We start from the raw sequence: 22,454 nt of genomic DNA on the forward strand, positions 1-22,454 counted from the left end.
TTACTTGAACGGCTTAATTGGTAATCAGCGAAGACCTGCATGAGTATCATTACTCACTACAGAAGTGACATGCTCCCTTTAATCTCTCCCTTGCAAATCAAGTTCCTGCGGATTTCTGCTTCGGCATTGCCCCGAAATAGAACCCCGTGAGGCAGAATAATCGCCCCCTTGCCTTTATATGTGAGGGAGCGAACTACATGGAGAAAAAAAGCGTAGTCTCCATTTTTTGCCGGAGGGATGCCATAGCCATCAAATCTTTTAAATTCGTCGTTGCTGGGAGTGAGTCCATTACTCCAAGCCTTTACAGAAAAGTGTGGATTGGCAACAGCAAAATCAAATTGTTTCAGGCTTCCATTTGGTTCTTTAAAGCGTGGATTTGCTAATGTATTACCCTGCTCAATTTCGGCTGTGGGATGCCTATGCAGAATCATATTCATCTTAGCCAAGGCGCGAGTAGCGTTGTCCATCTCCTGCCCATAGATTGTTAACCCCCGTGCAGCTTCATCCGCCGCCTTCAGCAACAAAGAACCGCTGCCACAAGTCGGGTCATAAATTGTCTGATCCTGGCTTTCGGCAGTATTGACCCCAATCACCTTAGAAATAATCCGAGACACTTCCGCCGGAGTATAAAACTGCCCTTTGCTTTTCCCTGACTGGGTGGCAAAGTTCCGCATCAGGTACTCGTAGGCATCCCCTAATAGATCGTCCCCATCGGCGCGATTCTTACTAAAATTCAGGTTCGGGCGATTAAAGATAGCTACCAACCTAGAGAGCCGATCCTGCATATCCTGACCTTGGCCCAACTTGTCAGGATCATTGAACTCAGCAACATCAATAATGCCCTTCAGGTTATTCGCTTCCGCAAGTTTGGCAATAATTTTATTGATTTTGTCCCCAATTTCTTTGTCGCCTTTGAGCGCCACAATGTCCTGAAAGCTTCCCCCTTCCGGGACTTCAATCGGGGCACCCTCTACCCCTGCATAGCGGTCAGAAACATATTTAATGAACAATAACGTCAACACATAGTCTTTATATTGCGAGGCATCCATGCCGCCCCGCAATTCATCACAGCTTTTCCATAACGAACTGTAAAGTTCACTTTTTTTAAGTGCCATCTTGTGCCGCCTTGTACAGCGCGTCCTAAGTTTTGTCTGCTAGACAGTGTTAGAACGCAATTGATTATTTTACCTCGAAACGCAACCAGCCCGCAAAGAACCAGTAATATTTCACAACATCCAAATCTATTCACTGACCAAATCGTCTTTTTGCGTAAAGCGTAAAGGCTTTTGGTATATTTTTATTTCAGCAAAAGATGTAAAACATCTTTGGCCTTGCCCTTCAACCCATAAAGCTGGAATTTTTTATCTTGCCCTACAGTTAGGACATTCTGACAGCAAGCGTAACTCGTGGCGATCGCACCCCGTTGCCGTCTTAAACTGCCACTTTATCCGGTGACAAGGCGACTGGGCATAACAAGCCCCACACAACCGAATCGGCTCTAACTTCATCCCTACACCCGGAGGCGGTAACATTTCCTGTAACCGATCGCCCTCCACCCCTACCACCACCGCTAACGCCTCCAACTGTTGACGAGAAGGAGGAGGATTAAACCGAAACTTTTCCCAACGGGCGATCGCGCCGGACAACCCCGCCATCTTACCCACCCGATTCGGCGTTAACTTATTCGTCCGTCGAACCCCCCAGGAAATGGCTCAACTTATAGCGTACTCCAAGCACGACCAAGGATTACACCGCGATAGTCTTGAAGATAACTCAGTGCGGCTCTATTAGTATCAATTACGGCTTCAAAATCTCTCGCTTTGTCCCGAATGCCAACGTCCCGGAACCTTGCAAGAATATTTTCAGCAGAATCTAGTAAGTGTTTATGGTGATTTACTGATTCATCAAAAGAATTTTTCCTAGATGCAATAACTTGACTTCTTAAAGCCTTCAAATAGTGACGAAATGATTCGCGCTCTCCAAATCCTGTAGAGCTAGGCTGAGAGCCACTAAACAATATATCCGCTTCACTACTCCCTAAATGTGGTAGTGGCTTTAATTCTGCTAACATTCCTCGCATTGCTGCCAACTCCAGAGAAGGAATTCTAAACTCTGAAAGAGCCTGCGGGCAATAATACCAAGTAGTTCGCCTTGATTCGTCGTCAGATTCTTGTGCGTGAAATTTTTCGCTCGTGAAGGAGCGTACATTCAACCACGTACCTGAAGCAATTGCATTTGCAGAAGCGCAACCTGCAATCAGCATTTGATGATTACTATAACCAACTATTACCTTTTTACCACTTAACCGCAATCCAGCGATAAGATCTACAAGATTTACCAGCCAAACCGGGTGCTCAATCAAATACTGACCGTTCGGTGGTTCACAAATTAAATAAATCGCGCTAACAGACCAACCTTTAGCAGACTCAATCAAGTCATGAATTTGATCGGGATTTTTAGTAGCATCAACATTCAAAGCTACTGTTGCAATTAATTCAAATTGATTGTTTTGCAATTTTTGAGCAGCTTCAATTGTACTACGCTGACACTCCAGCCACATCTCGTTGACAACAGAGGTATAATGTCCTGGTAAAATCCAGGCAGCACAATCCAGCTCCCGATTTAGTTCTAGCAATTTTTTCAATTGCTCATTCAATCCTGCACCAGACCAAAAATCTTGAGTTTGGTATTCCCTATCCCAATAATTATGGGATTGCAGTCGTGGATGAGTAGCACGTGGCAGATAGACTTGAGGATCTAGTAGAACTTCCCCTTTGAGATTCTTTATTTCTTTCGCAAACTTTGATAGCTGGTTAGGTTCTAAATCACGGGGGCTAAGGATAACGGTTCCACCTCCCCACTGTTCAATGAGATATTTACAGTGGCCCATCATGCCATATCCAAGCTGAAGATAAAGTTCCATTTATCAAAGTCCTTCTTCTGTACAAATTTCCTGTATCCAAGTGAAAGCTTCGATAACCTTGGGTAAACGGTGAGCTGGTCTTTGTCGTGTCATAGTCCAGACCAAATCCGAAAATTTTCCCTTTTTGTCCACAGTCTTAGAGATTCTGGGCAGAGGGTAAGTTTCAACACGATTAAGAATCTCTATATAATCCCTTGCTTTATCAGTAAAAGGATTGATACCCTCTAAACACTCATACAGAGTTACTCCCAGACCAAATAGATCGGCACGACCATCTATCTCAGACTTTCGATTCTTAAACTGTTCTGGCGGGGCATACCCAGGTGTAAAAGCACCAAAATAATTAGAAGTTGCAGTTAGGGATTTTAAATCTAAGTGCCTCGCAAGACCAAAATCTAAAAGCCACGCATTATGGAAACCATCAATCATTATGTTATCCGGTTTTACATCTCGATGCACAATGCGAACTTTTTCAGCATCCGCAAGTGCTTCAAGCATCTGCCTTCCTAGTAGTAATACTTGCCGAGGATCAAGGCTTCCTTTCTGCTGTACAACTTGGCGTAGACTATCGCCAGCAATTCGTTCTTCTCGTAACCAAATCACGTCGCCCAGTGAGGAGTTTTTAATGTCAACCTCGAAAATTTTTGGCACCCTCGGTGAAGCAACAGTTTGCACAGCCTGAATTTCGCGAACTATCCGCTCATTGTCCATCTTCTGGTGGTAAAGCTTGATTACCACTGCCCCATCAGTCGGATGATTACCTGAGAAAACCTCTTTCTGACCACCTGGGGTTAGTCGAGTAAGGCAGGATATTTCGGGAAACTGAGCTTGTAGCCATTTTAGATCAATAGTCATTTTTGACAGGTAAAATTATTACAATATTATTCTACAAAAAAGGTAAAAATTTCCCGACTGGCTTTAATAATAGCATCAGATACGTATCTCTATTAGCAATTAAGTATTTACACTTACGCTATAGGCAGCGTATATCGAACGATGCACGCCAAGCCCATTCATTGAACAGCCAGGAAACATAGGATTTAGGAAGCTTTGTCACCTGTGGTGAAAGCTTAGGCTGCGCTAATGAACATTCAGTGGTCAGAAGTCCCACTCCAAACCGTGTTGCCTTTTGAATAAGCTCATTGGTATTCCGCACCTCTGGTAGCAGCAAATAGGATTCTGAAGCAAACCATGTATTCTGAAAAGCTTGCTGTAGTCCCTCTTGCCAATTTTTTACTTTTGCTTCAATTGCAATTAGTCGCTGAATTGCAAAAATTTCCTCTAAGGGTTTGGCTTCCCATGTATCTCCTTTATAATCAATAAGTTCTGCATCCATCAATCGTTGTAGTGACTTAGACAAATCATTGGGAAAAATTGTTTTCATTTTGGTTGGTTCAATAATTTTCTCCGAAACCATCCAATGCAAGATACGCCAATCTAACTTGTTTAGTTTTTTTCTCTCTGGCGACCATTTTTTCGCAATTTCGGAAGCAAAGTAAACAATAACAATATCAGGAAACCCTGAGTCAACTTGAGGCTCTAAAAAAACAGCTTTTGACTCTTCTGGATTAGTAGATAATATTTGTAATTTAACGTATTTTTTTACCATATTATACTCAACGCCTTTAATTGGCTTTCTAAGTGACAAGCCAACTGAACCCAAAGAGGGAAACTCTTGAATATTTCTAGATTCAACCATAATAGCTGTCTTAGGAGTGCTTTCCTCCCTATTATTTGCTCTAAATTTTTTATGATCTAAGACAGAAAACATTTGTTTCTATTTAAATAAAACATAGCCATATTTTAACCTAAAATATAGGGCGTATTTTCTATTAAACAGTGTGATAAGAATATGAAAATTTATTCATAAAAATATTTTTTTTACTGATCGTTTAATTAATATAAACAATAACTTTGATTGTTTTAAATGTTGGCAAAATTAATAGTTTAAGTCAGTAAATTTATTTGGGCCTTTGTGATAAATATACGTGGCAGATTATCGATTATGGCAAAGTAGTTTTCTGCCACTTTACTATATCTTTAAAGGACAAAAAACACCGAGAACACCACCCATCCACCCATAACGCCGGAATCTTAAACCTCGCCCCGCAGTTGGGACACTCCGACAGCAAGCGTAATTTGTGCCGATCGCACCCCGTTGCTGTTTTAAACTGCCACTCGATCCGGTGACAAGGCGACTGGGCATAACAAGCCCCACACAACCGAATCGGCTCTAACTTCATCCCTACATCAGGAGGCGGTAACATTTCCTGTAACCGTTCCGTTTCAACTCCCACAACCACCGCCAACGCCTCCAACTGCTGAGGAGAAGGAGGCGGATTAAACCGAAACTTTTCCCAACGGGCGATCGCGCCTCCCAACCCCGCCATCTTACCCAACCGATTCGGCGTTAACTCATTCGCCTGTCGAAACCGCCCCAAAAAATGACTTAAACTCTCACCCTCCAACGGTTCCACCCGAAATAGCCAAGGCTGGATCTCGATCGATTCCATCACTTGTACTCCCCAGCAACTTCTTTAAGAGTATCCAAATCAATCCTTGACAACCCCTTCTTCAAAGCCCGAATCGCCGCCTCCCGGAGAATCATATCCAATAGCCCCACATAACCTCCAGTCGCTTCCCCCAAAGTCTTCAGCGTCGCCTTACTAGAAAGATTAGAAGCCACAGGTAACAGCAAAACCCTCTTTTCCCAAACCTCCACCGTCCGCTTAAACTCCTCCCCCGACAACTTACCAAACCGATGACTTGACCGAAAACGGTTATAAACCTGTTCATCCCGCTTAATCACCGCATCTAAGCGATCGGTTCCTACCAAAATCACCGGAATTTCCAACCTATCAAAAATATCGCGCACCTCAGCAAACGTCTTAGGTTTAAACCGATCCGCTTCATCAATAATCAGCATCTCCACGCAGCAACCCTTGAGCACCCGCATCGTGCGATCGCGAATTTCGGCGATCGTTCCTTTAACCACCTGATACTTCAAATGCTCAAGAATCACCCCAAACAATTCCTTCGCGCCACACTCTTGCGGAATTTGGATGTAAGCCACAGGAACCGTTGGCGGCTGTCCCGGCTGCTGAAGAGGTTTGTGCCGTAACCTGTAAGCATCACACCCCATAGTTTTGCCCGTCCTCGACTCGCCCACAACTCGCCCCGACTGCCGAGACTGTCGCTTTCCTTCCAGCCAGTCATGGAGAATTTTAACCTGTTCCAACTGCACAAAAGTCTTGCGGTTCAATCTTTGAATTTCCGCTTGAATTTTTTCTTGATTAAGGGGAATATCGCCTAATTCCTTAGCGACTGCTTGGGCTTCTTGATTCGTCATTTTTTACCACCCGTAATCTTCGCGCATTTGTTCGTAATCCAATACGTCCGGCATTTCTGGTTCAGCTTCAGTGTTGTGCGATACCACTTCCTCCGGTTCCGGTTCCATAGATACAGGCTGTTTTGCCTTACGGAGTTCACCTTGTTCAGCCTTTTGGCGTTCCTTTTTCGTTTTCTTCTGGGTGAGGGAAGTTTCGCGATCGCGCACTTCCTCCAAAATCGAACGGTTAGTAACCGCCTTCCCAGCTTCCCGAAGCTTGAGACTACTAGCTTTCGCCTCATGCAAAGATAGTTCTTCAGCTTCTAAATCTTGTGCTACTGCACGGGCTAAAAATACCTCCTTACTACCCTCATTGCGGTAAACCAAAAGCCTTGTAATATCTTTGGGGTCATATCGCAGCACTACACTTTCCCCTGCGTAACCCGCCAAATATTCACCCCGATACATAAAGTTTCCAAATTGTAAGTAGCCGCCCCTTTGAATAATTCGTTTCGACTGTTTCATCAAGCAAATATCCAAATCTCTTTCTGAGATTAAAGGTGGCATAGCAAGTAAACCAGCTTCCCATCGTTGAAACCTTGTTTGGTCGCCCATCCGAGCGTCAAGACGCTGATTGTAGTTATCAACAAGATAGCGGACTAAATATTGCTCTAACTGCCGCAGAGTCAAACACGCTTCTTTTTCTGCATCTTCCGGCCGCTTTTGTACATTTGACCCCGTATATCCCGGCAAAGTGGAAAATAGCTCGGTGTTCAATGTGCCAAAGGGACGCTCGACAATACCACCTTCAGAGGGGCGATCGCGCAAATGGCAAACAAACCCTAACTGCACTCCTATTTGCTGCAAATGTTCCGAACGAAAATCCTTACCGCCATCAGTATAAAAATGCTCTGGCTTCCCATAAGTTCCCCACTCGCAATGCAGACCATATTCTGCACCGTATTGCTTCGGCAAAATAGCATGGCGCAAAGCTAAAGCGACTACCTGAGAACTGGGAGCGTCAAAGCCTAAATTAATGCCCACAATGCAGCGAGAATAGCTATCAATAACCGTCGTCAACAAAGGACGACCTAAATTCCCATGCTGATCCACTAGCAACAGATCAGCAAGAGTGTGATCACATTGCCACACCTGGTTGCTGTACTCCACTGCCAAATCTGCACCGTCGCGAGTTTTAACCGACAAACGCGATCCTCGCCATCCCGGACTGCGAATGCTTTTGGCTTTTTCTTGTTTTTCAATTACAGGATTGAGGATGCGGTACACCGTCATGTGGCTGGGAGACTTGACCCCTAGTTCGTGGGCTTTTGCTTGTACTCTTAGGAAAACCTGCTTCGGGGTTATCCGTTTACTGCCCTTATTTCCTTCCCGATAGGTTGTGAGAATTAAATCTTGCCAGTCAGTATCAACTCGGTGCTTACCTTTATCAGAGCGTTCTGTTTCAACCAGACCCGACAGCCCTTGTTCTTCCCATTTATCCACTAACCGCCGCACCGTCCGCACCGACTTGCCCAGTTTTTGAGCAGCTTCTTTAAGCTTTTGGGCATACGTGGCGCGATCGCCTGCCTCCATAAGGCTTTGAATCACTTCGATCTTGAGCTTCGCCTCGTCGGAAAGCTCAGAGGCGATGGTATTGGCTTCTTTGAGGTTGCCCCTCTCATCTGGAATCGTTTCTGAGGGATGAGCATTAGACATAAACGTTAGTGTTTGATTAAAACATGAATGTATTTTAGACGGTAAAACTGTGACAGTCAATGTGTTAACTTTGATTTAAATCCAGTATTTTCTACTTTCAGGGAAATGACACTTAATTAGTTAAATATCGGGGATTAGACATTTAATTTGTTAATGCCTTGGGATGCAAGGTGGAGGAAAAACAAGGAGTACAAATCGTTACAACCTTTGCTATGTAAGGGTTTTCCTTGTTGGTCGATTTGTGTCACGAATTCGTTAATGTGACAAATAATTTGTTACTGTACAGATCGGCTCATCCGATCGATAAAAGTGCGATCGCCCAAGCTATTTTTAAACTGAATCCCCACACACAGATGTTAGTATTTTGGTGGCTGGGAATAAGCGCTGCACCGCTGCACACTTGCTGCACGCTAAGCGCGGGCTACCAGCCGCCCAGTTCTTACCAAGGATAAAAAAAGGGAATTTGGCCGAGTGGTTTAGGCAGCAAATCTACGATTTGTTTTAGGCAGGTTCGTTTCCTGCAGTTCCCATTTCACTGACGGTTAAGTCAAGTGTGCGCCCGCGTCTATCTAAAGCGGGCCAAATTTTTATATCATACAATCGGCTGGCAAAAGCGTTACAAATCGCGCGAGCGTGGTAAATTCGCGGGCTTTCAGCCGCCCAATGTTAAACTAAAAATGGCTAGAGCGGTGGCGGGTAGTTGACCTCAAAAAGCAATACTGCTGTGACTGCGCTATTCTTAGCCACCCTACCAGAGATTAATGAACGCTATATATGGTGTTATTGCAGCTTCATTACAACACTATATGTAGAGTTTACAGTTTTAATACTTCACAGTGAGCGGTAAGCTTTTTACGCCGCTGTCTGCGATCGACGCCATCCGATCGCAAAACCGCCGCCACCCTTCCCAATTTCGCAAAACTACGCAACCAGCACTACCGGGGTAGTTTGCATCAAAGTGCAGCCCTAACTCGGCTCTGGTGCCATGCTCTGACACAACCGGATCGGGGGTAATGTGAAAAAAGTCGCCTTCTACGCCGCGAGTTTCAAGGTAATAGGGTTCGCTGGGGATTTGGTATTCACCCGCTGGAATAGGGCCCTTTCCGCGCACCCATTCATCACCGGGCCGCTGGTAATCAGCACAGCCAGAAGTAGCCACATAGTCGATCGCTTTTTCGTCGGGATAGACAAGTTGTAAATTCCCATAAATCAGCTCGGAAGATTGACGCAAAGCCATCGTAAAAATTAGTTTGTGCATTTTATTTTTTGTTTAAGTTGTTCGATTAGTTGTTGGATTTCTGCAAGCGTTTTGCGTCCGGATGTCAAATCTCGAAGATTAGCAATTGTCATCGCTTGGATATACCCATATTCTTTGCACAATTGCTCTAAAGCATCTAAAAGTTGAGCTTTACTCGCTTCTGTATCTTCCAGCAATTGGCTAGCTTCGCGTATAGTCATTAGACGATGGCGATGGCGATTGTTTAGGAGGTGAAACTAATAAACCACCTAAGAGTGCAATGATTGGTGCTAAGAAAGGGATTAAAGGTGCAGGATTTTCTTTTTGAAAAATCAGAATCACTCCCGCTCCGACCAACATCAGCACAGAGATATTCAAGCTGGCAACACTGAAACGGTAGGAGTATTTATCCATTAGAATCCCGTATCATCACTATCATATTGTTTCAGCAAATCTTCTTGCACATCTTGAATATCTTCCCTGATATGATACCCATGATGCACTTTTAAAAACTTTTGCATAGCTCGAAACTCTCCTCGCAAACTGATAAACAACGAGCGAAGTATAGTAAGTTTTCGGGAAATGGTAGCAAGAAGTGTTAACACTCCTCGCGTCACATTCCAAAGAATAATTAAACTAATAATTAAAGTTAGGATTGAACCCAATTGTGACGCAACGTCGGCAAAATTTTTCACAATCTGTTTACTTATTCTCCAGTGTAAATTTCAACGACTATCGCAATTTCTTTAAGCCACCGCACAGGCTCAAACTTAAGGCGATATTCAGATGTCAAAACAGGAACCTTAATTAGTGTCTGCCTTTTTAAAGGCACAACCCACCGCGACGCTTCAAAGTCAGGACTAGCCGTACCATTTCCTAGCAGTTGCGTTAACCGACCACCTAGCCACCAAGTAGGTTTTGCTTGTAAAGAAACTGTGTAAATTCTGATTGTGTGCTGAGTAAATGCCCCCGGAATCAGTATTTTCTCAATGGGAGATTCGTCCGTTGCAGAATGAAAGCCGTTGTAAATTAGTTGCCAATCACGTTCGTCGTCTAATGCCATTGTTTTGCTGGTTTGTCAGCTTGCAATACTTACTTAATAATTGAGTAAATTAGCTGTTTGCCAGGCCGCTTCTTGGAGATGAAAATATGGATCTATTTCTGCATAATCTAAAACATCTAGATAAGTGTCAAGATCCATATTTCCTTCTAGAAAATCCGTACCCGATTGATTTACTAGAAGCATTTTATTGAATTCTGCTTCTGTACTGTCAATAGGGATTTGAATTTCCAAGAAGTCACTTATTGCATTAGGAAGAATTAAGGTTTTTTCATCCATTTCAGGAAGCCACAATTCTTGTTGAAGACTCATTTTTTACCCTGTTGATTAAGCTGCGGGAGCCTTGGTGATATTTCCAACATCACCTTGAGAAGTAAAACTTACAAACCTGCCTGCCGGATTTCCTGTTAACAAGCTATTTCTAATCGCTCTTGCCGCAAATTGTTCAGTTTTATCGGTAGCTCCAGGAGCCATTCCGAAAGGACTGCTAATTGTATTTGTGTTGTATTTGGTGTAAGGCAATCCTGTGATCCGCGATGTTGTGGGAGTGCCTGCGCCGGCTGCTCTTTCTGTACATCTCACTTTTGCAAATTGCACCTTTCTAGCTCTGTTTGACATATTGTTCGCTCCTGCAGGTACTACTAATGGGGTAAATGCTGTAGTTGCGCTAATGACTGCAGTAATTAATCCACTTGCACTTTCTTCTACTGTCGTTGGAGCTGGCGCATCTGCTGCGGGGGCGAGACCTTTGGTTTCATACCAGAAATTATCAGGTGCCCCAAAAGGTTGAATAAACACAATTCTAGAGCCTCTGTTTGCTCGTTTGCCACCACCAACCCCTGTAGCGGTAGCGTAAGCAGCTTTTTTAGCAGCACGGTCAAGCTTAAGCCACGTTTCGTATGCGGTTTTTGCCAGTTTTAATTCATCAGCTCGCAAAATATCTGTCATTCGCGCCATATCACATAACTCCTGGTAATTCAAGTGTCATATTTAATCTGTCACGCTAAACCCGCCCTGTATATGGTTTTTGGCTTATACTAAAAATCGAAACCTATAGGGTTTAACTTTTATTTTCAAGTAAATTTACGCAATATTTTTTTTCTGCTTTACTGTAGGTAAGTAAATTTGAGCGTATTGAAATTCAACATTGACATCAGGCAGGCGTTCGGGCGTTTTATGTTTTTTCCCCAGCACTTGAATTTCTTGTGCAGGTGGATAAGCTTTAATAGGATTTTTGGCTTCTCCGTATTTAACAAATGTTTCATCCATTTGAAGGTCGCGAATAGCAAGAATCGCTACTATCAACCGCTCTGCTTCGGCATGAGTAGAGGCATAAACGTTTAAATTGTAACCTCGCGCCCAATCGTGATATGCCACCTGTTTTTTTCCTTTCGACCAAACGTAAGGCGGTATGTTTCTAAATATTGAACGGATTTTAGCGCCAATTCGATTTATATCCGATTGAGTAATTAGTTCTAAATCTTGACGTTTTTCTGCCATGGCGGGGTTATCCGTATAACCCATAAATCGAAAAGATTTCTGACCTACAACTACCTGATCCTTGACAGGCAAATTTGCGTCGCGCCCCCGGAAAAATAAAGTAATTTCAGGGATACCCGAATAACGAATAACATCACTGCTTACAGTATCTTGTGATAGTGTTTTGCTGCCTCCTTCATATTCCAACTGAATGCAATGATTTATCAATTGCATATCAGTGCCACTCAAAATAGTTGACTCTTCCTCGATATCGCGGTTTAACCACACTTCAATAGTTCGATACCCCAACTTATGCCGCAGTTCTCGCGGCGTCCAGTCTTTGAATTTTGGTCGTTCTTCTCGCTTCCTCCATTGTTTCTCACCTAACAACGGGTAATTTGATTGTTCTCGATTAACATCCAACAGTGGAAACCCCAGCGACCATTGCTCAAACCACTCATCAAAGTCAATGCGATCGCGCTGCGCCAAATCATACAGTGCAAGGAATAGCGAGCCGTTGGCCGCGATATCTTCCTCGCGGCCAGACAATGTGTATATTTCTGAATCAAGTTTTCTATTGGGTTTAAGTTGAACTACTCGATAAGGCCATTTGCTCTCAGTAGGAGAGATTAACCCTTTTAATTTTTCTTCCCATACGCTCATATTTTATCCAAATGCCGTAGACATTACAAAAAGGGCTTCTGTACAACTATCAACAAACTCTTCCCACAAGTTCTCGTAATAAGCCTTTATGCCTTCATCCGAAATTGTTTCAATTTTCTCTTCAACCGCAGAGTTTATTGTCCAAGGCTTTGAACCTTTTTCTCCCCATTTATCTATTGTATTGGCTAGACTAGGCGAAAAATTCCGAATAAACGCAGATTGACTTTTTATTACCTTTCTAACATTTTTGTAAATTTGAGTAAACCCGATTTTTTTGGCGACATTAACAGTACCCATAATCATGCTTTTAACTTGTGGCATTATTTCCTCATAAAGTTCTTTGTCTACTTCGGCGATAGCAGCCAATTTCGAGGGATTTATGCGAACAACCGCAGCCCCTGGGAGAATGCCGCATAAGGCAGTTCCTAACAGCGAGCCAGCGCTAGAACCTGCAATTCCCCATAGACTGGTTTGAGCTGATTTAACTTGATCGTCCAAACTTTCGTCAGTAGCTTGAAAATTAAAGTTTAAAAGCTTTATCACGCTACCCGTACACCAACGAATTATGGCTCCCGTGGTTACACCTGCAAGCCAGCGCGTAGCTAAAGCTCCTGGAGCTCCCAGGGTGGCGAGTACCCGCCCGCCAAGCGCTCGCAATCCCGCAGTGGCTCCCGCCCGAGCGGCTCCCATCAATCCCAATGATCGCACTGCACCAATTACTCGGCCTACAGTTCCCGCTATTCCGAGAACAAGTCTGCCGCCAAAATACATTGCCGTACCACCTAAAATCGCACCTGCTGTAGCTCCTAGTGGATCATCCCGATACCAGTCGCCAAATTTCACATCACCAATTTGAAAATTGGCAATTGCATCTCCGATCTTGGCCGCAATATTTCCAAAAAAGTCTCCAATCCCTTGCACCCAAGTTTTTGAAGCAGTGCCGTTGTATAAATCTGATGCAGTTTCACCGTCGTTAATAATCATAATTAATCTGCCTTTGGTTCTTTGGTGTCAATTTCTCGAATTCGCGGATTTTGGGTGGTAGGTCTGCCGTAAGGTTCCAACGGATCAGATTCCGGGAACCTCAAACTTTGAGACTCCGGCGAATCGGTATACCCCAATTCTGCCGCATCGATCCATTTGTCTAAATCGCCAATGCCTAAAGCGTTAGCAACGTCTTTTCGGAGCAAAAACGAAGCTACTTTTTGAGCCAAGCCTGCACCTGCAATTACTCTGTCAATAGCTGATTCAGAAACCCGCTCAGAAACAGCGGCACTAGCAGCACTTGAATGCTTCAAAAGCTCTAACAATGCTTCGTTGAGTGTCTTTTTTTCGTCGCATTCCACAATATCTACAGCCACCATCGTGTTTTGCAAAACGTTAGGTGCAAGCGCTTCAATGTCTGCCTCTTTGTTAGAGTCAATTTTAGGAGTCATAGGCAATCCTTCTGTAAAGCCCAAAGCTGCCAGTACGTTGTCTGATATCTCACTTGACATTCCTGCAAAAGGATTGAAAGGCATAGGAACGCTGGCTTTTGTTTTGATGATCTTAAAGTCTAAATATTCCACAATCGCGTCTAGCATTGCATTATTTTGAACGGTTAGTTGGTGCATCTGACAAGTTTGAAATGCACTCCTCAAGGCAAAATTACTTGTTAAGTCGCCGTCTCCCTCCATGTCAATCAAATATTGAAATAATTCTCTAAATACGTCGGCTTGCGAGTGAAATTCCAGCTCGACGGGTTGGTCGCCTTCGATAGCCGGATCGGCATCTTTGACTTTGACCTTTACTGGCCAGTAACCGCGATGCTTGTCATCCGATCGCACCATTAACTCAATTAAATGAATTAAATTACCGACACGTTCTTGCCCTTTAGCACCGGGATAAATCCAGCGCTTGGGAATTGAACTATCTTTCAATTCCGCAATCGGCAAAATCCGTTCCAACCTATTTATTGCTTCCACCGTGTAGCGGACTGCATCGGTCAAACTGCGAACTTCGAGACGCTTTTCGTTAATAACCCCATCATCTGTATTTAGCCAGAAATCATTAGGGTCAGGGTAAGCAAAATCTGGGTTTTTTCCAGATAGCCAGGATAAGAGATTACCTTCCGATTGACGCAGTTTGCCCTCTGAATCCTTGATAAACTCTTTTGTACCCAGCACGCGCTCCAATCGCTCTGACTGAGCACCCATTACAAGCAAAAGTTCTGCAAGATTTTTGACGGTAATTTTGTCATTTTTCTTGGCCATCACATCAAGCCAGGTTTTCGGAACCTCAAAGGGAAAAGCCATTTTCTCACCCTGGAAGTTTTCGCCTTTGCTTTTGACACCGGCGAATTGTTCCAAGGGTTCCATTCCCAATAGGGGACTGACACCCAAATGCTTGTGAATTCGTCGCAGCATTCGCATAGTATCTCTACAGCATTCATTCACGTTTTGCCTCCTTGGTGGCGGGTTGGGGAAAGGCAGTGGAGAAGAAGGAGAAGGCTCAGGGCAAATTGCTTTTAATTCATATTTATCTGTGCCTGCTAATTGCCATTCTCCGTAAATTGTTGCACCTTGCGCGTTATACCCTGTAATTGCACGCACATATGATACTAAGTACCTATCGACATACTGAAAAATTAATCTTCCTGTTTTTGTTCTAACAACATAAAATCCATTGATACAATCAACTTCATTAGCATCCGATATGTTTAAAACCTGAGTATAGGTCTGGTTATTGTGACGAATATAATAGTTTACTCTAGCATCTACTTTAGTAATTTCACAATCTACAGGTATACTTGTAGCATATTGTTCGTACCAATCAGGGCTCTCATAGCCACCTTCGCTCGCGACGACTGTTTGTGTGTTTTTAAGGCGAGAAAAGTTTTTTTGAGTCTCTTTTATCCAGTATTTACAGTTTGGTTTAAAATCAGGATAAGGAGCATCGGGTAAAATACCCGGTGTTGTAGGGGGAGTTAATGGTGTTGGTGTTGGTGTTGGTGTTGGTAAATCTTCCTCTTTTTTAGGAAATCCCAAACCTAAACTTAACTCTATAGGTGTGCCGGGAATTTGTATCGTAAATTCAACACCTACATCCCCTTCATTAGAAGCGGAAATGTTAATTCCCAATCCTATAACTTCTCCCCCAATACTTGCTCCGGTAATTTCCCCGGTGTTGGTGTTAATTGTTCCCCCGCCACTAACCCCTAAAATCCCGCCGGGTAACTCTGCGCTGCCGCTAATCGAGATTGCATTTTTATTAGGGTCTTCAAAATCAGGTTGACCGCTGACATTTAAGCGCAGCGGGCTTACTTCTACGCTTACGCCACCTGTCACACTGACGCCGCCAATATTTGCAACCTCTTGAGTAATTCCGATGCCTCCGGTTGTTACGGATGGCTGCGTTTTTTTGCCCAAATTTATGCCGCTATCTTTGCCAAGGTCGATCGCACTTGACCCCCTTGTGGCGCTTGGCGACAGCGACGACTTGCGAGAAACTCTACTAGGCATAACTCGCTTCTAGTCCACAAATTCGAGAGGGGCCGCCATCGGCGATCGCCCAAAGTTCTCCAGTCAGTGTTTGCTCGGTCAAATTGCCGCCACCATTTGGAGCTAGATAAATACCTGTACCAACGGCAACACTGGAATTGCCCGCGAGCCAAACGGGGGTATTTCCGGTGTTGGTAGCGTAGAGGATTGCGCGGTTTGCGTTCGCCGTTCTGAAGCGTATCGGTGCCGCCGTGTCAATATCGATTCCGTAAGGCAATGCCGCGCCAATTGTTCTCACCTGCGGTTTTGCTATGAGGTCGAGGTTGTATCGAAAATCGCCCTCAAGATTGATGTAGTCGCCCGCGCCAAGCACGCCGTGCCCGTAGTTGATGATTGAAATTCCGAGCCGATCGTCGGGGCTTAACAGTTTTAATTGATTGATAGTTAAGTACGGGATTGTAAAGGGGATTGTGGTCTCTCGCCCTTTGTTTTGCAACCTTGCTGTTGCTAAAGTTGACCACACTCCCGTACCTTTGCGGGCGTGAAATCTCAGGCCGACAAACGGATACGCCTCTTCAATCGCCAACATGGCGGCAATTTTTTCAGCCGCCGACATTTCTGGAAAAATATCGGGATATGGTGCTTCTTGGTAAGAAGGTAGATAAATTGCGCCGCTAAATGCTTCTAAATAAAAGCTTTTACCTAAATAGTAAGAATTGGATAATGCGTCATATTCACTGAAAGAATCAGCACAGTTTAAAATCTCAATAATTCCTGTACCGTCGGATGCGGTGATACTTCGGCGAAAAGTTTTGGTGTTTTCTAATTGGTTGTTTGCCATTAGCTTAGAAATACCTTGCCTTCAATTACGTTGCCACCACCGGGCAAGCTGATTATTTCGATCGGAAATTCTAATAAAGCGCTAAATGTAGCGTTTGTGCCGCCGCTGGCTGCGAGCGTGTGAGTGCAGCGAGTTATTACGGTTTTATTATCAGGATTGCGGGATTTATCAAGCTCAATTAGTTTTAGTGCGACTACCGCTTCCATTGCAGCTTGTGCAAGGTTTGACGCGGTGCTATCGCCACCCGTGCCGCTGGCAAATGTCGATCCAGTGAGGTAATGGCTTGCCGTGTAATTTGTGCTGCCCCCTGCGGTATTGCTGGCTGTTACGTTTAACAGCAGGTCAATTGCAGCGGTTTTAGTGCTTAAGTTAGCGGTAATTGTTATTCTGTCGGTGCGTTCGGCGACTCTGGTTAAATTGTTCTCTTCTTGCTCCAACAATCCTAATATTCCGTATACATACCGCTCTTTACTTGCCGGGCCTGTAGGGTTGGCGTGAGATGTGCCGGAAACACTAGCACCAGCACCGGAAGTATGATCCGCCATAAATACAATTTAAAATAAAAGTTACTTCTAGTCTAAGTAACAATTTGTTACCCCAAGTTGTCGCCGTAAATTCTTAAGAAGTTGCGGAAATAGACAAATCAGCAACTCCTCCCCATTCAAAAACAACGTGACGACAAAGGTTTCGCGCGCTACGATATAAACAGCAACCAAAAGGTTGCTTTTATGGCAATTTCTATACGGAATCAGCAACTCGTGAAAATTTGCGGCGTCGGGCAAGCCACACCATTAAATCCGGTAACTTTTCAACAAATCAGCAACCATTTGACCTCTGATTGTCACAAGCTATTTTTGGCTGTCGCTTGGTATACTGGCGAAAGACCGGAGGCAATATTGAGCATGGATGTAAAGCACGTTTATGAAGATGTGCAGAAGCGCAAACCGCGTGACACAGTGCTTTACCCCTTGTTCAACCGCAAAGATAAACAAACTCGCGAAGTGCCGAGCAATTGGGCGCTAAAACTCATGCTCGGAGCTTATGAAGCGCCAGAATCGGGGTTTCTATTTCCTTCCTTATACCGAACTGACAAGCATTTAAGCCGACAAGCTATAGACAAAGCTTTTAGGCGAGCTTTGAAAAAAGCAGGCTTGCAGAATAAGGGATTCTCTTTATATTCAGCGCGGCGCGGATTCATTACTAGGCTTAATGAGCAAGGGCTTGATATTAAAGTAATTCAAAGATTAACGGGGCATAAAAGTATTAATTCTTTAATTCGTTATATCGATGTTACTGATGACCAGCTAAAAAATGCAATTGCTAATTTTTAATTTATGACTTTTTAATTTATGACTTTATTTAACCCCGCCCAACAACAATCGCAACAAGTTACAAAGTTCCCAAACGGATGCACTTTAACAGAATTCTCGCTGACAACATCACCTACGGTAATTCTTTCGGATCGGAGTACGGCAAGCAACAGACGTGGGATAACGGTTTTTAATGACGGTACGGCAAACGCTCTCTTTGCTTATGGCTCGACCATTTCAGCTACTAATTTTACTGCTGAATTATTACCCGGTGGATATTTTGAAGATTCGCCTAGCGCTCCATGGCAAGGGCCTGTCACCATGAGAAGTACGAATAATGCGACAACAGTAAATGTTACGGAGATAGTAATCATCTAATACCATCTAATGCCTCTTAGCAATCCAATTACTGAGCCACAAATACCGCCGCCGATCGCCCGTGATGCGGAATTTCAGGCGGCCGACGCGGCGCACGTAGCGGCACCTAATCCGCATCCGCAATATCAAAGCATTCTGCCTGTATCAATTGTAGAGCAACGGGTAAATGCGCCTGCTCAAATCAGCCTCCTCGCAAATACTTGGTTTTCCCTGGGAATTTTAAACAACCTAAATTCTGGAAACTCGGAATCGCTATTTGCGATGAGCTTGTATATTCAATATGTTATATCCGGCGTAACCCAGCTTTACTGGCAGTATTCGGGCGCTTGCTTGATTTCGCCTGTTTGGTGGAAAGCTGGTGGCGCGCAATTGGTGAAATATATAGACATGGAAGGACATAACAGCGTAGATTTTATTGTTAGTTTTCGCTTAGGAATCGACGGGCAGGGCAACAGAATGGTAGAAATATACCCTCAGCTTTCGCTTAGTGCTTGCTTGATTAGGGCAACTTTTGTTAGGTTGTTTTGATTCGTAATCGGACGCTTATAAATTCAAGTCTTGTTACTAACCTTTGTTTTTAGCATATCGGCAATTTTAGCGGGGGAAATCCCAGCCGCTAAGAGCGATCGCACTTCTTGCACTTTCGCCTGAGCGATCGGCGAGCCGGTGTTGCCCCCGCGAATATGAATGTGCCGCATCCGGGCACCGTCACGGTAAGAAAATCGAAAATATTCACCGCTGCGAGCCGTGCCACGAGGCGAGTAAGTAGAGATTGCTCTTGATACAGAATCATCGTCAGCAACCTCGGCAATGTATTCTGTATCAGCAACCTCGGCAATGTATTCTGTATCAGCAACCTCGGCAATGTATTCTGTATCAGGAAGTGTAGAGGCTGGTGATACAGAATCAATCGCGGGGGGTGGCGGTGCATCCTCTGTTACGGGCGGTGCGGGCGCTAGTTTAACTTCGTCGGGATAGAGAAAATCCCAATCGTTTGTAAAGGGATTCCAGAATTGCAGCGAGCCGTCGCTCGGGTGAACCTTGTTAACTTTGTAAACTTCGCCGCGCTTCACCCATGCAGCGATTTCCGGCTTCCTTCGCAGCTTCACGTAATCACCGGCTTTGTAGAGAGTTCCAACTTCAGCCGCGGCGGTGTCAAACAGTGACAGTTGAGCGTTAACCATTGGTCTTCTCTACTTCAACAAGTTTTAGGTCGGGGAATATGCAGCGGAGCTTGTCGTTGATATATTCCAATTCCCAGCCCTCTATCTGGAGCTTTGACTCACCGGGAGTGTGGACGCTGGTTTTAGTAAAATCGACGCCCCGCTGCTTGAGGTTTCTCTCGCAAATTTTGATGTACTCATTTATCAAGCCGGTGAACTCGATAAACGTGTGGCAGTTGGTGGCGATCGCCTCCCGGTAGTAATTGTTTGCTGCTGCTTTCATCGCCTCCAATATCTCCTCGGGGGTCTGGGGAGAGCCGGGGAGTTCTTTCCTAGTTCCTCCCAGTAGAGCCTGTGCTTCTTCTGTTGTTAGTGTCATAAATTCCGTATCTCCAACGAATCTAATCGCCCGACAATTTTTCTATAACTGTTTCTCAGTCTGTGAATCTCAATTGCCTGTTTGGTTACAAACTCCATCAGCGCGGCAAGATGCTCTTCTATGTCGTACACCTCATCATTTTTTAATTCGATGTAGACTTCGCCAGTTTCTGCATTTTGTAAGATTTTCATTCGGTCTACTGGTTGTCTAGTGGTTGTCTACAAAATGTCTACAGCCGATCGCACTTCACAACGATCACCCGCTTACATATCGAGCTCAAACCCTTCGCGCTCCAGATTCCGCTGAAGCTGGTACATCATCGCAGCACCGGCGGCCAAAGTTTTCGGATCAATATCTTCATCGCCCGCCACGACTTCCGCCCTCTTGTAGTCAGTGCAGCGGCAGCCGAGGTTTTGCAAAAATCTGTCGCAGAACTCCTCGCACTGCTGCCAAGGTTCTTCCTCGGTTCCGTCTGGCACTAAAATATCGGCTTCTGGATTCCAGCCGAGTTCCAGCACTTTGTAAGTTTCAGAGGTTTCGCTGAACAGGTTTTGCAACTGGCGAGCGGTGTGGATTGCAATCTTGGTAACTCCATCATCGACAAGACCGGGCTGCCGACACGCTAACTGTATATGGCTGATGATGGCGATCGCTGCTAGCGGCGGAAGTTCTACGGTAGCAGGTGGCAAGTCCTGCATTGCCATCATTTCCTCATGATATTTCTTCAAGTCGGGCGGTGTTTTCATTTTGTCTACTACTTGTCTACAAATTGTCTACAGCCGATCGCACTTCACGACGATCAGCAAATTGTCTTACTGTCTTACTGTCCGCTCACGGCATCTAGGGCACTCTCGTGGGGTAATTCTTGACTGTAAGCCGTTGTTACTTTGATGTAGCCATCTTCCGAAAAGTCGCACTCGAAAAGATGAACAAGGAAATTGTGGATTCGGGTAAAAACTTCATGACCTAAAATTGAGCTTGTTAATACCAGATTGTCTGCGGAAGTGTACAGAATTAGGCGGTCTTCTACCTCTAACCTCGCTTTCTCAATAGGATTATTGAGACTCGAATATTGGTAGTCCTTGCAACAATCTTTTACAAGAACCCACCCAATTATCAAATCTGTATCAATACCTAAATCCTCACCACAGCGAATTTTTACCATTTATTACCTCTTGCAATAGCTAAAAGTACGTATCAAGCCGATCGCACTTCACGACGATCGGCAAATTGTCTTACCAAGCCGTAAGACGGCTTACCGCATCCTTAAACAGCTTGCCAGCCGAAAATGCTGGAACTGTAGTTGCTGGAATTACCATCTTGTCCCCGGTTTTGGGGTTGCGACCTTGCCGAGCTTTCCGCTCCCTCGGTTCCCACGAGCCGAAACCTACAAGCGTTACTTTGTCGCCCCCCGAGACAGCTTCTAGGATTGCTTCTAAGGCTGCACTCAGCACGGCATCTGCCTGCTTTTTAGTGACGCTAGCCTTTTCGGCCACTACATCCACCAGTTCTCCTTTGTTCATGCGATCGCCTCAATGACTAATATCTAATGACTAATATCTAACGCAAAACCAGCACCCGACACGGATACTGGCTTCTGTTGCGATTATTCTGCGGGGGTTTCCCCGCCGTTTTGGTTGGATGACTCGGTTTGTTGCTGCTGCATTAACTGCAACTGCTGTTGCATTAGCTGCTGTTGCTGTAGCAGCATCTCTTGCTGACGCCGCATCTCTTGGTACTGTTCTTCCTGCAGTTCTTTGAGCTTAATTAAGTTATTGAGCTTCTCTTCATACTCCTTGACTTCCTCCCGATACCACACGATGCACTCATTCGATTTGACCAACTGCTTGCGAGTGTCATCTATTAGTTGGTCGAGAACTCCCCCAAAGGGGTGGAAATTTCCAGCTCCCGGCGCGCTATCTTCTCGATCAAGTGTGAAGAGCTGATTCCGAACCCCTGCGCCAGCTCCCGCAAAAGTCGCGCTGCCGTCGGTGTGAGGGTAAACACTTTGTCCACCTTCACTTCCCCGTACTCCTTCTGTTGTGCTTTCTTGACTTTGACCATGTTGTAGATAATTCATAACGTCTTCCTTAAAAGATTACCAAAGTCACCTAGGTGATGTTGACATAGTTACCGAGGTGACTCTATGATATACCAAAGTCACCTCGGTGACAAGATTGCCTTGCATACCCCTAATGTTGGCGGGTGGGCAACTCCCACCCTTTCCCCTAACCTATGTACACCCTAGAAAGTCTCCAACAGAAGAATTTAAAGGAATTGAAGGAAATCGGCCGGGAAGTGAACGTGCAGCCAGAAGGCGACAGACGGCTGCGCGACAACTGGATCGATACCATCGCCGGCGCCACGCTCCCGCTGCTGCAACTGCTGAAAGATTCCCCAGCGGAAGTCGAGCCAATCATTAATAAGTAGTCAAACAAAATTAATTACACAAACAACTAATATGATATAATAAAAAATATCAAGTTGTGTTCAAAGAA

30 protein-coding genes and 1 tRNA gene are annotated in these 22,454 nt (G+C 44.6%); 5 read left to right on the forward strand and 26 right to left on the reverse strand.

Going from position 1 to position 22,454, the window contains the following annotated elements:
- Positions 1–56 precede the first annotated feature (56 nt).
- From QUA04_RS22820 to QUA04_RS22855, 8 genes are all read right to left on the reverse strand, one after another.
- On the reverse strand, positions 57–1,115 hold the full coding sequence (locus tag QUA04_RS22820) for a class I SAM-dependent DNA methyltransferase (protein WP_333261094.1): 1,059 nt from the start codon (positions 1,113–1,115) through the stop codon (positions 57–59).
- Positions 1,116–1,361: 246 nt separating this feature from the next.
- Positions 1,362–1,655 carry a TniQ family protein gene (locus QUA04_RS22825; RefSeq protein WP_333261096.1) on the reverse strand — a complete coding sequence of 98 codons (294 nt, stop codon included), beginning with the start codon at positions 1,653–1,655 and terminating at the stop codon, positions 1,362–1,364.
- Between the two features lie 62 nt (positions 1,656–1,717).
- Entirely contained in the window at positions 1,718–2,923 is a 1,206-nt protein-coding gene (locus QUA04_RS22830; RefSeq protein ID WP_333261098.1) for a hypothetical protein, read from the reverse strand.
- Between the two features lie 3 nt (positions 2,924–2,926).
- Positions 2,927–3,778, reverse strand: a complete 852-nt coding sequence (locus QUA04_RS22835; RefSeq protein WP_333261101.1) for a serine/threonine-protein kinase — start codon at positions 3,776–3,778, stop codon at positions 2,927–2,929.
- Positions 3,779–3,896: 118 nt separating this feature from the next.
- Positions 3,897–4,694, reverse strand: a complete 798-nt coding sequence (locus tag QUA04_RS22840; RefSeq protein ID WP_333261104.1) for a hypothetical protein — start codon at positions 4,692–4,694, stop codon at positions 3,897–3,899.
- 232 nt (positions 4,695–4,926) lie between these two features.
- Entirely contained in the window at positions 4,927–5,436 is a 510-nt protein-coding gene (locus QUA04_RS22845) for a TniQ family protein (protein ID WP_333261107.1), read from the reverse strand.
- Positions 5,436–6,272: a TniB family NTP-binding protein gene (locus QUA04_RS22850; protein WP_333261109.1), complete on the reverse strand. Its 837-nt coding sequence runs from the start codon at positions 6,270–6,272 to the stop codon at positions 5,436–5,438. Before QUA04_RS22850 ends, QUA04_RS22845 begins: the two co-directional genes overlap by 1 nt.
- A gap of 3 nt (positions 6,273–6,275) precedes the next feature.
- Positions 6,276–7,967 carry a Mu transposase C-terminal domain-containing protein gene (locus tag QUA04_RS22855; protein ID WP_333261112.1) on the reverse strand — a complete coding sequence of 564 codons (1,692 nt, stop codon included), beginning with the start codon at positions 7,965–7,967 and terminating at the stop codon, positions 6,276–6,278.
- 260 nt (positions 7,968–8,227) lie between these two features.
- On the opposite strand from QUA04_RS22855, the gene QUA04_RS22860 reads away from it, so the two are divergent.
- Positions 8,228–8,419, forward strand: coding sequence for a hypothetical protein (locus QUA04_RS22860; RefSeq protein WP_333261114.1), 192 nt, complete (start codon positions 8,228–8,230; stop codon positions 8,417–8,419).
- Between the two features lie 5 nt (positions 8,420–8,424).
- Positions 8,425–8,497, forward strand: a tRNA-Val gene (locus QUA04_RS22865).
- Positions 8,498–8,790: 293 nt separating this feature from the next.
- Here the strand turns inward: QUA04_RS22865 and QUA04_RS22870 are convergent.
- The 11 genes from QUA04_RS22870 to QUA04_RS22920 form a co-directional block, all read right to left on the reverse strand.
- Positions 8,791–9,225: a hypothetical protein gene (locus tag QUA04_RS22870; RefSeq protein WP_333261117.1), complete on the reverse strand. Its 435-nt coding sequence runs from the start codon at positions 9,223–9,225 to the stop codon at positions 8,791–8,793.
- Complete coding sequence (locus QUA04_RS22875; protein WP_333261120.1) at positions 9,213–9,425, reverse strand: hypothetical protein; 213 nt, start codon at positions 9,423–9,425, stop codon at positions 9,213–9,215. The genes QUA04_RS22870 and QUA04_RS22875 overlap by 13 nt, the downstream gene beginning before the upstream one ends.
- 192 nt (positions 9,426–9,617) lie before the next feature.
- Entirely contained in the window at positions 9,618–9,899 is a 282-nt protein-coding gene (locus QUA04_RS22880) for a hypothetical protein (RefSeq protein WP_333261123.1), read from the reverse strand.
- A gap of 11 nt (positions 9,900–9,910) precedes the next feature.
- Positions 9,911–10,267, reverse strand: coding sequence for a hypothetical protein (locus QUA04_RS22885; RefSeq protein ID WP_333261126.1), 357 nt, complete (start codon positions 10,265–10,267; stop codon positions 9,911–9,913).
- A gap of 33 nt (positions 10,268–10,300) precedes the next feature.
- Positions 10,301–10,576, reverse strand: a complete 276-nt coding sequence (locus QUA04_RS22890; protein ID WP_333261129.1) for a hypothetical protein — start codon at positions 10,574–10,576, stop codon at positions 10,301–10,303.
- Positions 10,577–10,591: 15 nt separating this feature from the next.
- Complete coding sequence (locus QUA04_RS22895) at positions 10,592–11,221, reverse strand: hypothetical protein (protein ID WP_333261132.1); 630 nt, start codon at positions 11,219–11,221, stop codon at positions 10,592–10,594.
- Between the two features lie 126 nt (positions 11,222–11,347).
- Positions 11,348–12,406 (reverse strand): hypothetical protein, encoded by a 1,059-nt coding sequence (locus QUA04_RS22900; protein ID WP_333261134.1) that lies wholly within the window; start codon positions 12,404–12,406, stop codon positions 11,348–11,350.
- Positions 12,407–12,409: 3 nt separating this feature from the next.
- Positions 12,410–13,390 (reverse strand): hypothetical protein, encoded by a 981-nt coding sequence (locus QUA04_RS22905; protein WP_333261137.1) that lies wholly within the window; start codon positions 13,388–13,390, stop codon positions 12,410–12,412.
- 2 nt (positions 13,391–13,392) lie between these two features.
- Complete coding sequence (locus tag QUA04_RS22910; protein ID WP_333261140.1) at positions 13,393–15,906, reverse strand: hypothetical protein; 2,514 nt, start codon at positions 15,904–15,906, stop codon at positions 13,393–13,395.
- A complete protein-coding gene (locus QUA04_RS22915; RefSeq protein ID WP_333261143.1) occupies positions 15,899–16,726 on the reverse strand; it encodes a hypothetical protein in 828 nt (275 codons plus the stop codon). The genes QUA04_RS22910 and QUA04_RS22915 overlap by 8 nt, the downstream gene beginning before the upstream one ends.
- Positions 16,726–17,271 carry a hypothetical protein gene (locus QUA04_RS22920; protein WP_333261147.1) on the reverse strand — a complete coding sequence of 182 codons (546 nt, stop codon included), beginning with the start codon at positions 17,269–17,271 and terminating at the stop codon, positions 16,726–16,728. The genes QUA04_RS22915 and QUA04_RS22920 overlap by 1 nt, the downstream gene beginning before the upstream one ends.
- A gap of 183 nt (positions 17,272–17,454) precedes the next feature.
- Here QUA04_RS22920 and QUA04_RS22925 point away from each other — a divergent pair, with 183 nt between their 5' ends.
- Both QUA04_RS22925 and QUA04_RS22930 read left to right on the forward strand, forming a co-directional pair.
- Positions 17,455–18,057 (forward strand): tyrosine-type recombinase/integrase, encoded by a 603-nt coding sequence (locus tag QUA04_RS22925; protein WP_333261148.1) that lies wholly within the window; start codon positions 17,455–17,457, stop codon positions 18,055–18,057.
- Positions 18,058–18,423: 366 nt separating this feature from the next.
- Positions 18,424–18,942, forward strand: coding sequence for a hypothetical protein (locus QUA04_RS22930; protein ID WP_333261150.1), 519 nt, complete (start codon positions 18,424–18,426; stop codon positions 18,940–18,942).
- A 23-nt stretch (positions 18,943–18,965) separates the two neighbouring features.
- On the opposite strand, the gene QUA04_RS22935 is transcribed toward QUA04_RS22930, so the two are convergent.
- From QUA04_RS22935 to QUA04_RS22965, 7 genes are all read right to left on the reverse strand, one after another.
- The gene (locus QUA04_RS22935) at positions 18,966–19,598 is read right to left on the reverse strand and encodes a hypothetical protein (RefSeq protein WP_333261153.1); all 633 of its coding nucleotides are present in this window, start codon (positions 19,596–19,598) and stop codon (positions 18,966–18,968) included.
- Positions 19,591–19,956, reverse strand: a complete 366-nt coding sequence (locus QUA04_RS22940; protein ID WP_333261157.1) for a hypothetical protein — start codon at positions 19,954–19,956, stop codon at positions 19,591–19,593. Before QUA04_RS22940 ends, QUA04_RS22935 begins: the two co-directional genes overlap by 8 nt.
- Positions 19,953–20,147, reverse strand: a complete 195-nt coding sequence (locus QUA04_RS22945; protein ID WP_333261160.1) for a hypothetical protein — start codon at positions 20,145–20,147, stop codon at positions 19,953–19,955. Before QUA04_RS22945 ends, QUA04_RS22940 begins: the two co-directional genes overlap by 4 nt.
- A gap of 72 nt (positions 20,148–20,219) precedes the next feature.
- Positions 20,220–20,702 (reverse strand): hypothetical protein, encoded by a 483-nt coding sequence (locus QUA04_RS22950; protein WP_333261163.1) that lies wholly within the window; start codon positions 20,700–20,702, stop codon positions 20,220–20,222.
- A gap of 74 nt (positions 20,703–20,776) precedes the next feature.
- Entirely contained in the window at positions 20,777–21,121 is a 345-nt protein-coding gene (locus QUA04_RS22955; RefSeq protein WP_333261165.1) for a hypothetical protein, read from the reverse strand.
- A gap of 70 nt (positions 21,122–21,191) precedes the next feature.
- Positions 21,192–21,479 (reverse strand): HU family DNA-binding protein, encoded by a 288-nt coding sequence (locus QUA04_RS22960; protein WP_333261168.1) that lies wholly within the window; start codon positions 21,477–21,479, stop codon positions 21,192–21,194.
- A gap of 83 nt (positions 21,480–21,562) precedes the next feature.
- Complete coding sequence (locus QUA04_RS22965; protein ID WP_333261171.1) at positions 21,563–22,036, reverse strand: hypothetical protein; 474 nt, start codon at positions 22,034–22,036, stop codon at positions 21,563–21,565.
- Positions 22,037–22,191: 155 nt separating this feature from the next.
- Here QUA04_RS22965 and QUA04_RS22970 point away from each other — a divergent pair, with 155 nt between their 5' ends.
- Positions 22,192–22,386 (forward strand): hypothetical protein, encoded by a 195-nt coding sequence (locus QUA04_RS22970; protein ID WP_333261173.1) that lies wholly within the window; start codon positions 22,192–22,194, stop codon positions 22,384–22,386.
- Positions 22,387–22,454: the final 68 nt, after the last annotated feature.

It is taken from the genome of Microcoleus sp. S13_C5, assembly GCF_036700845.1.
Classification (GTDB): domain Bacteria; phylum Cyanobacteriota; class Cyanobacteriia; order Cyanobacteriales; family Microcoleaceae; genus Microcoleus.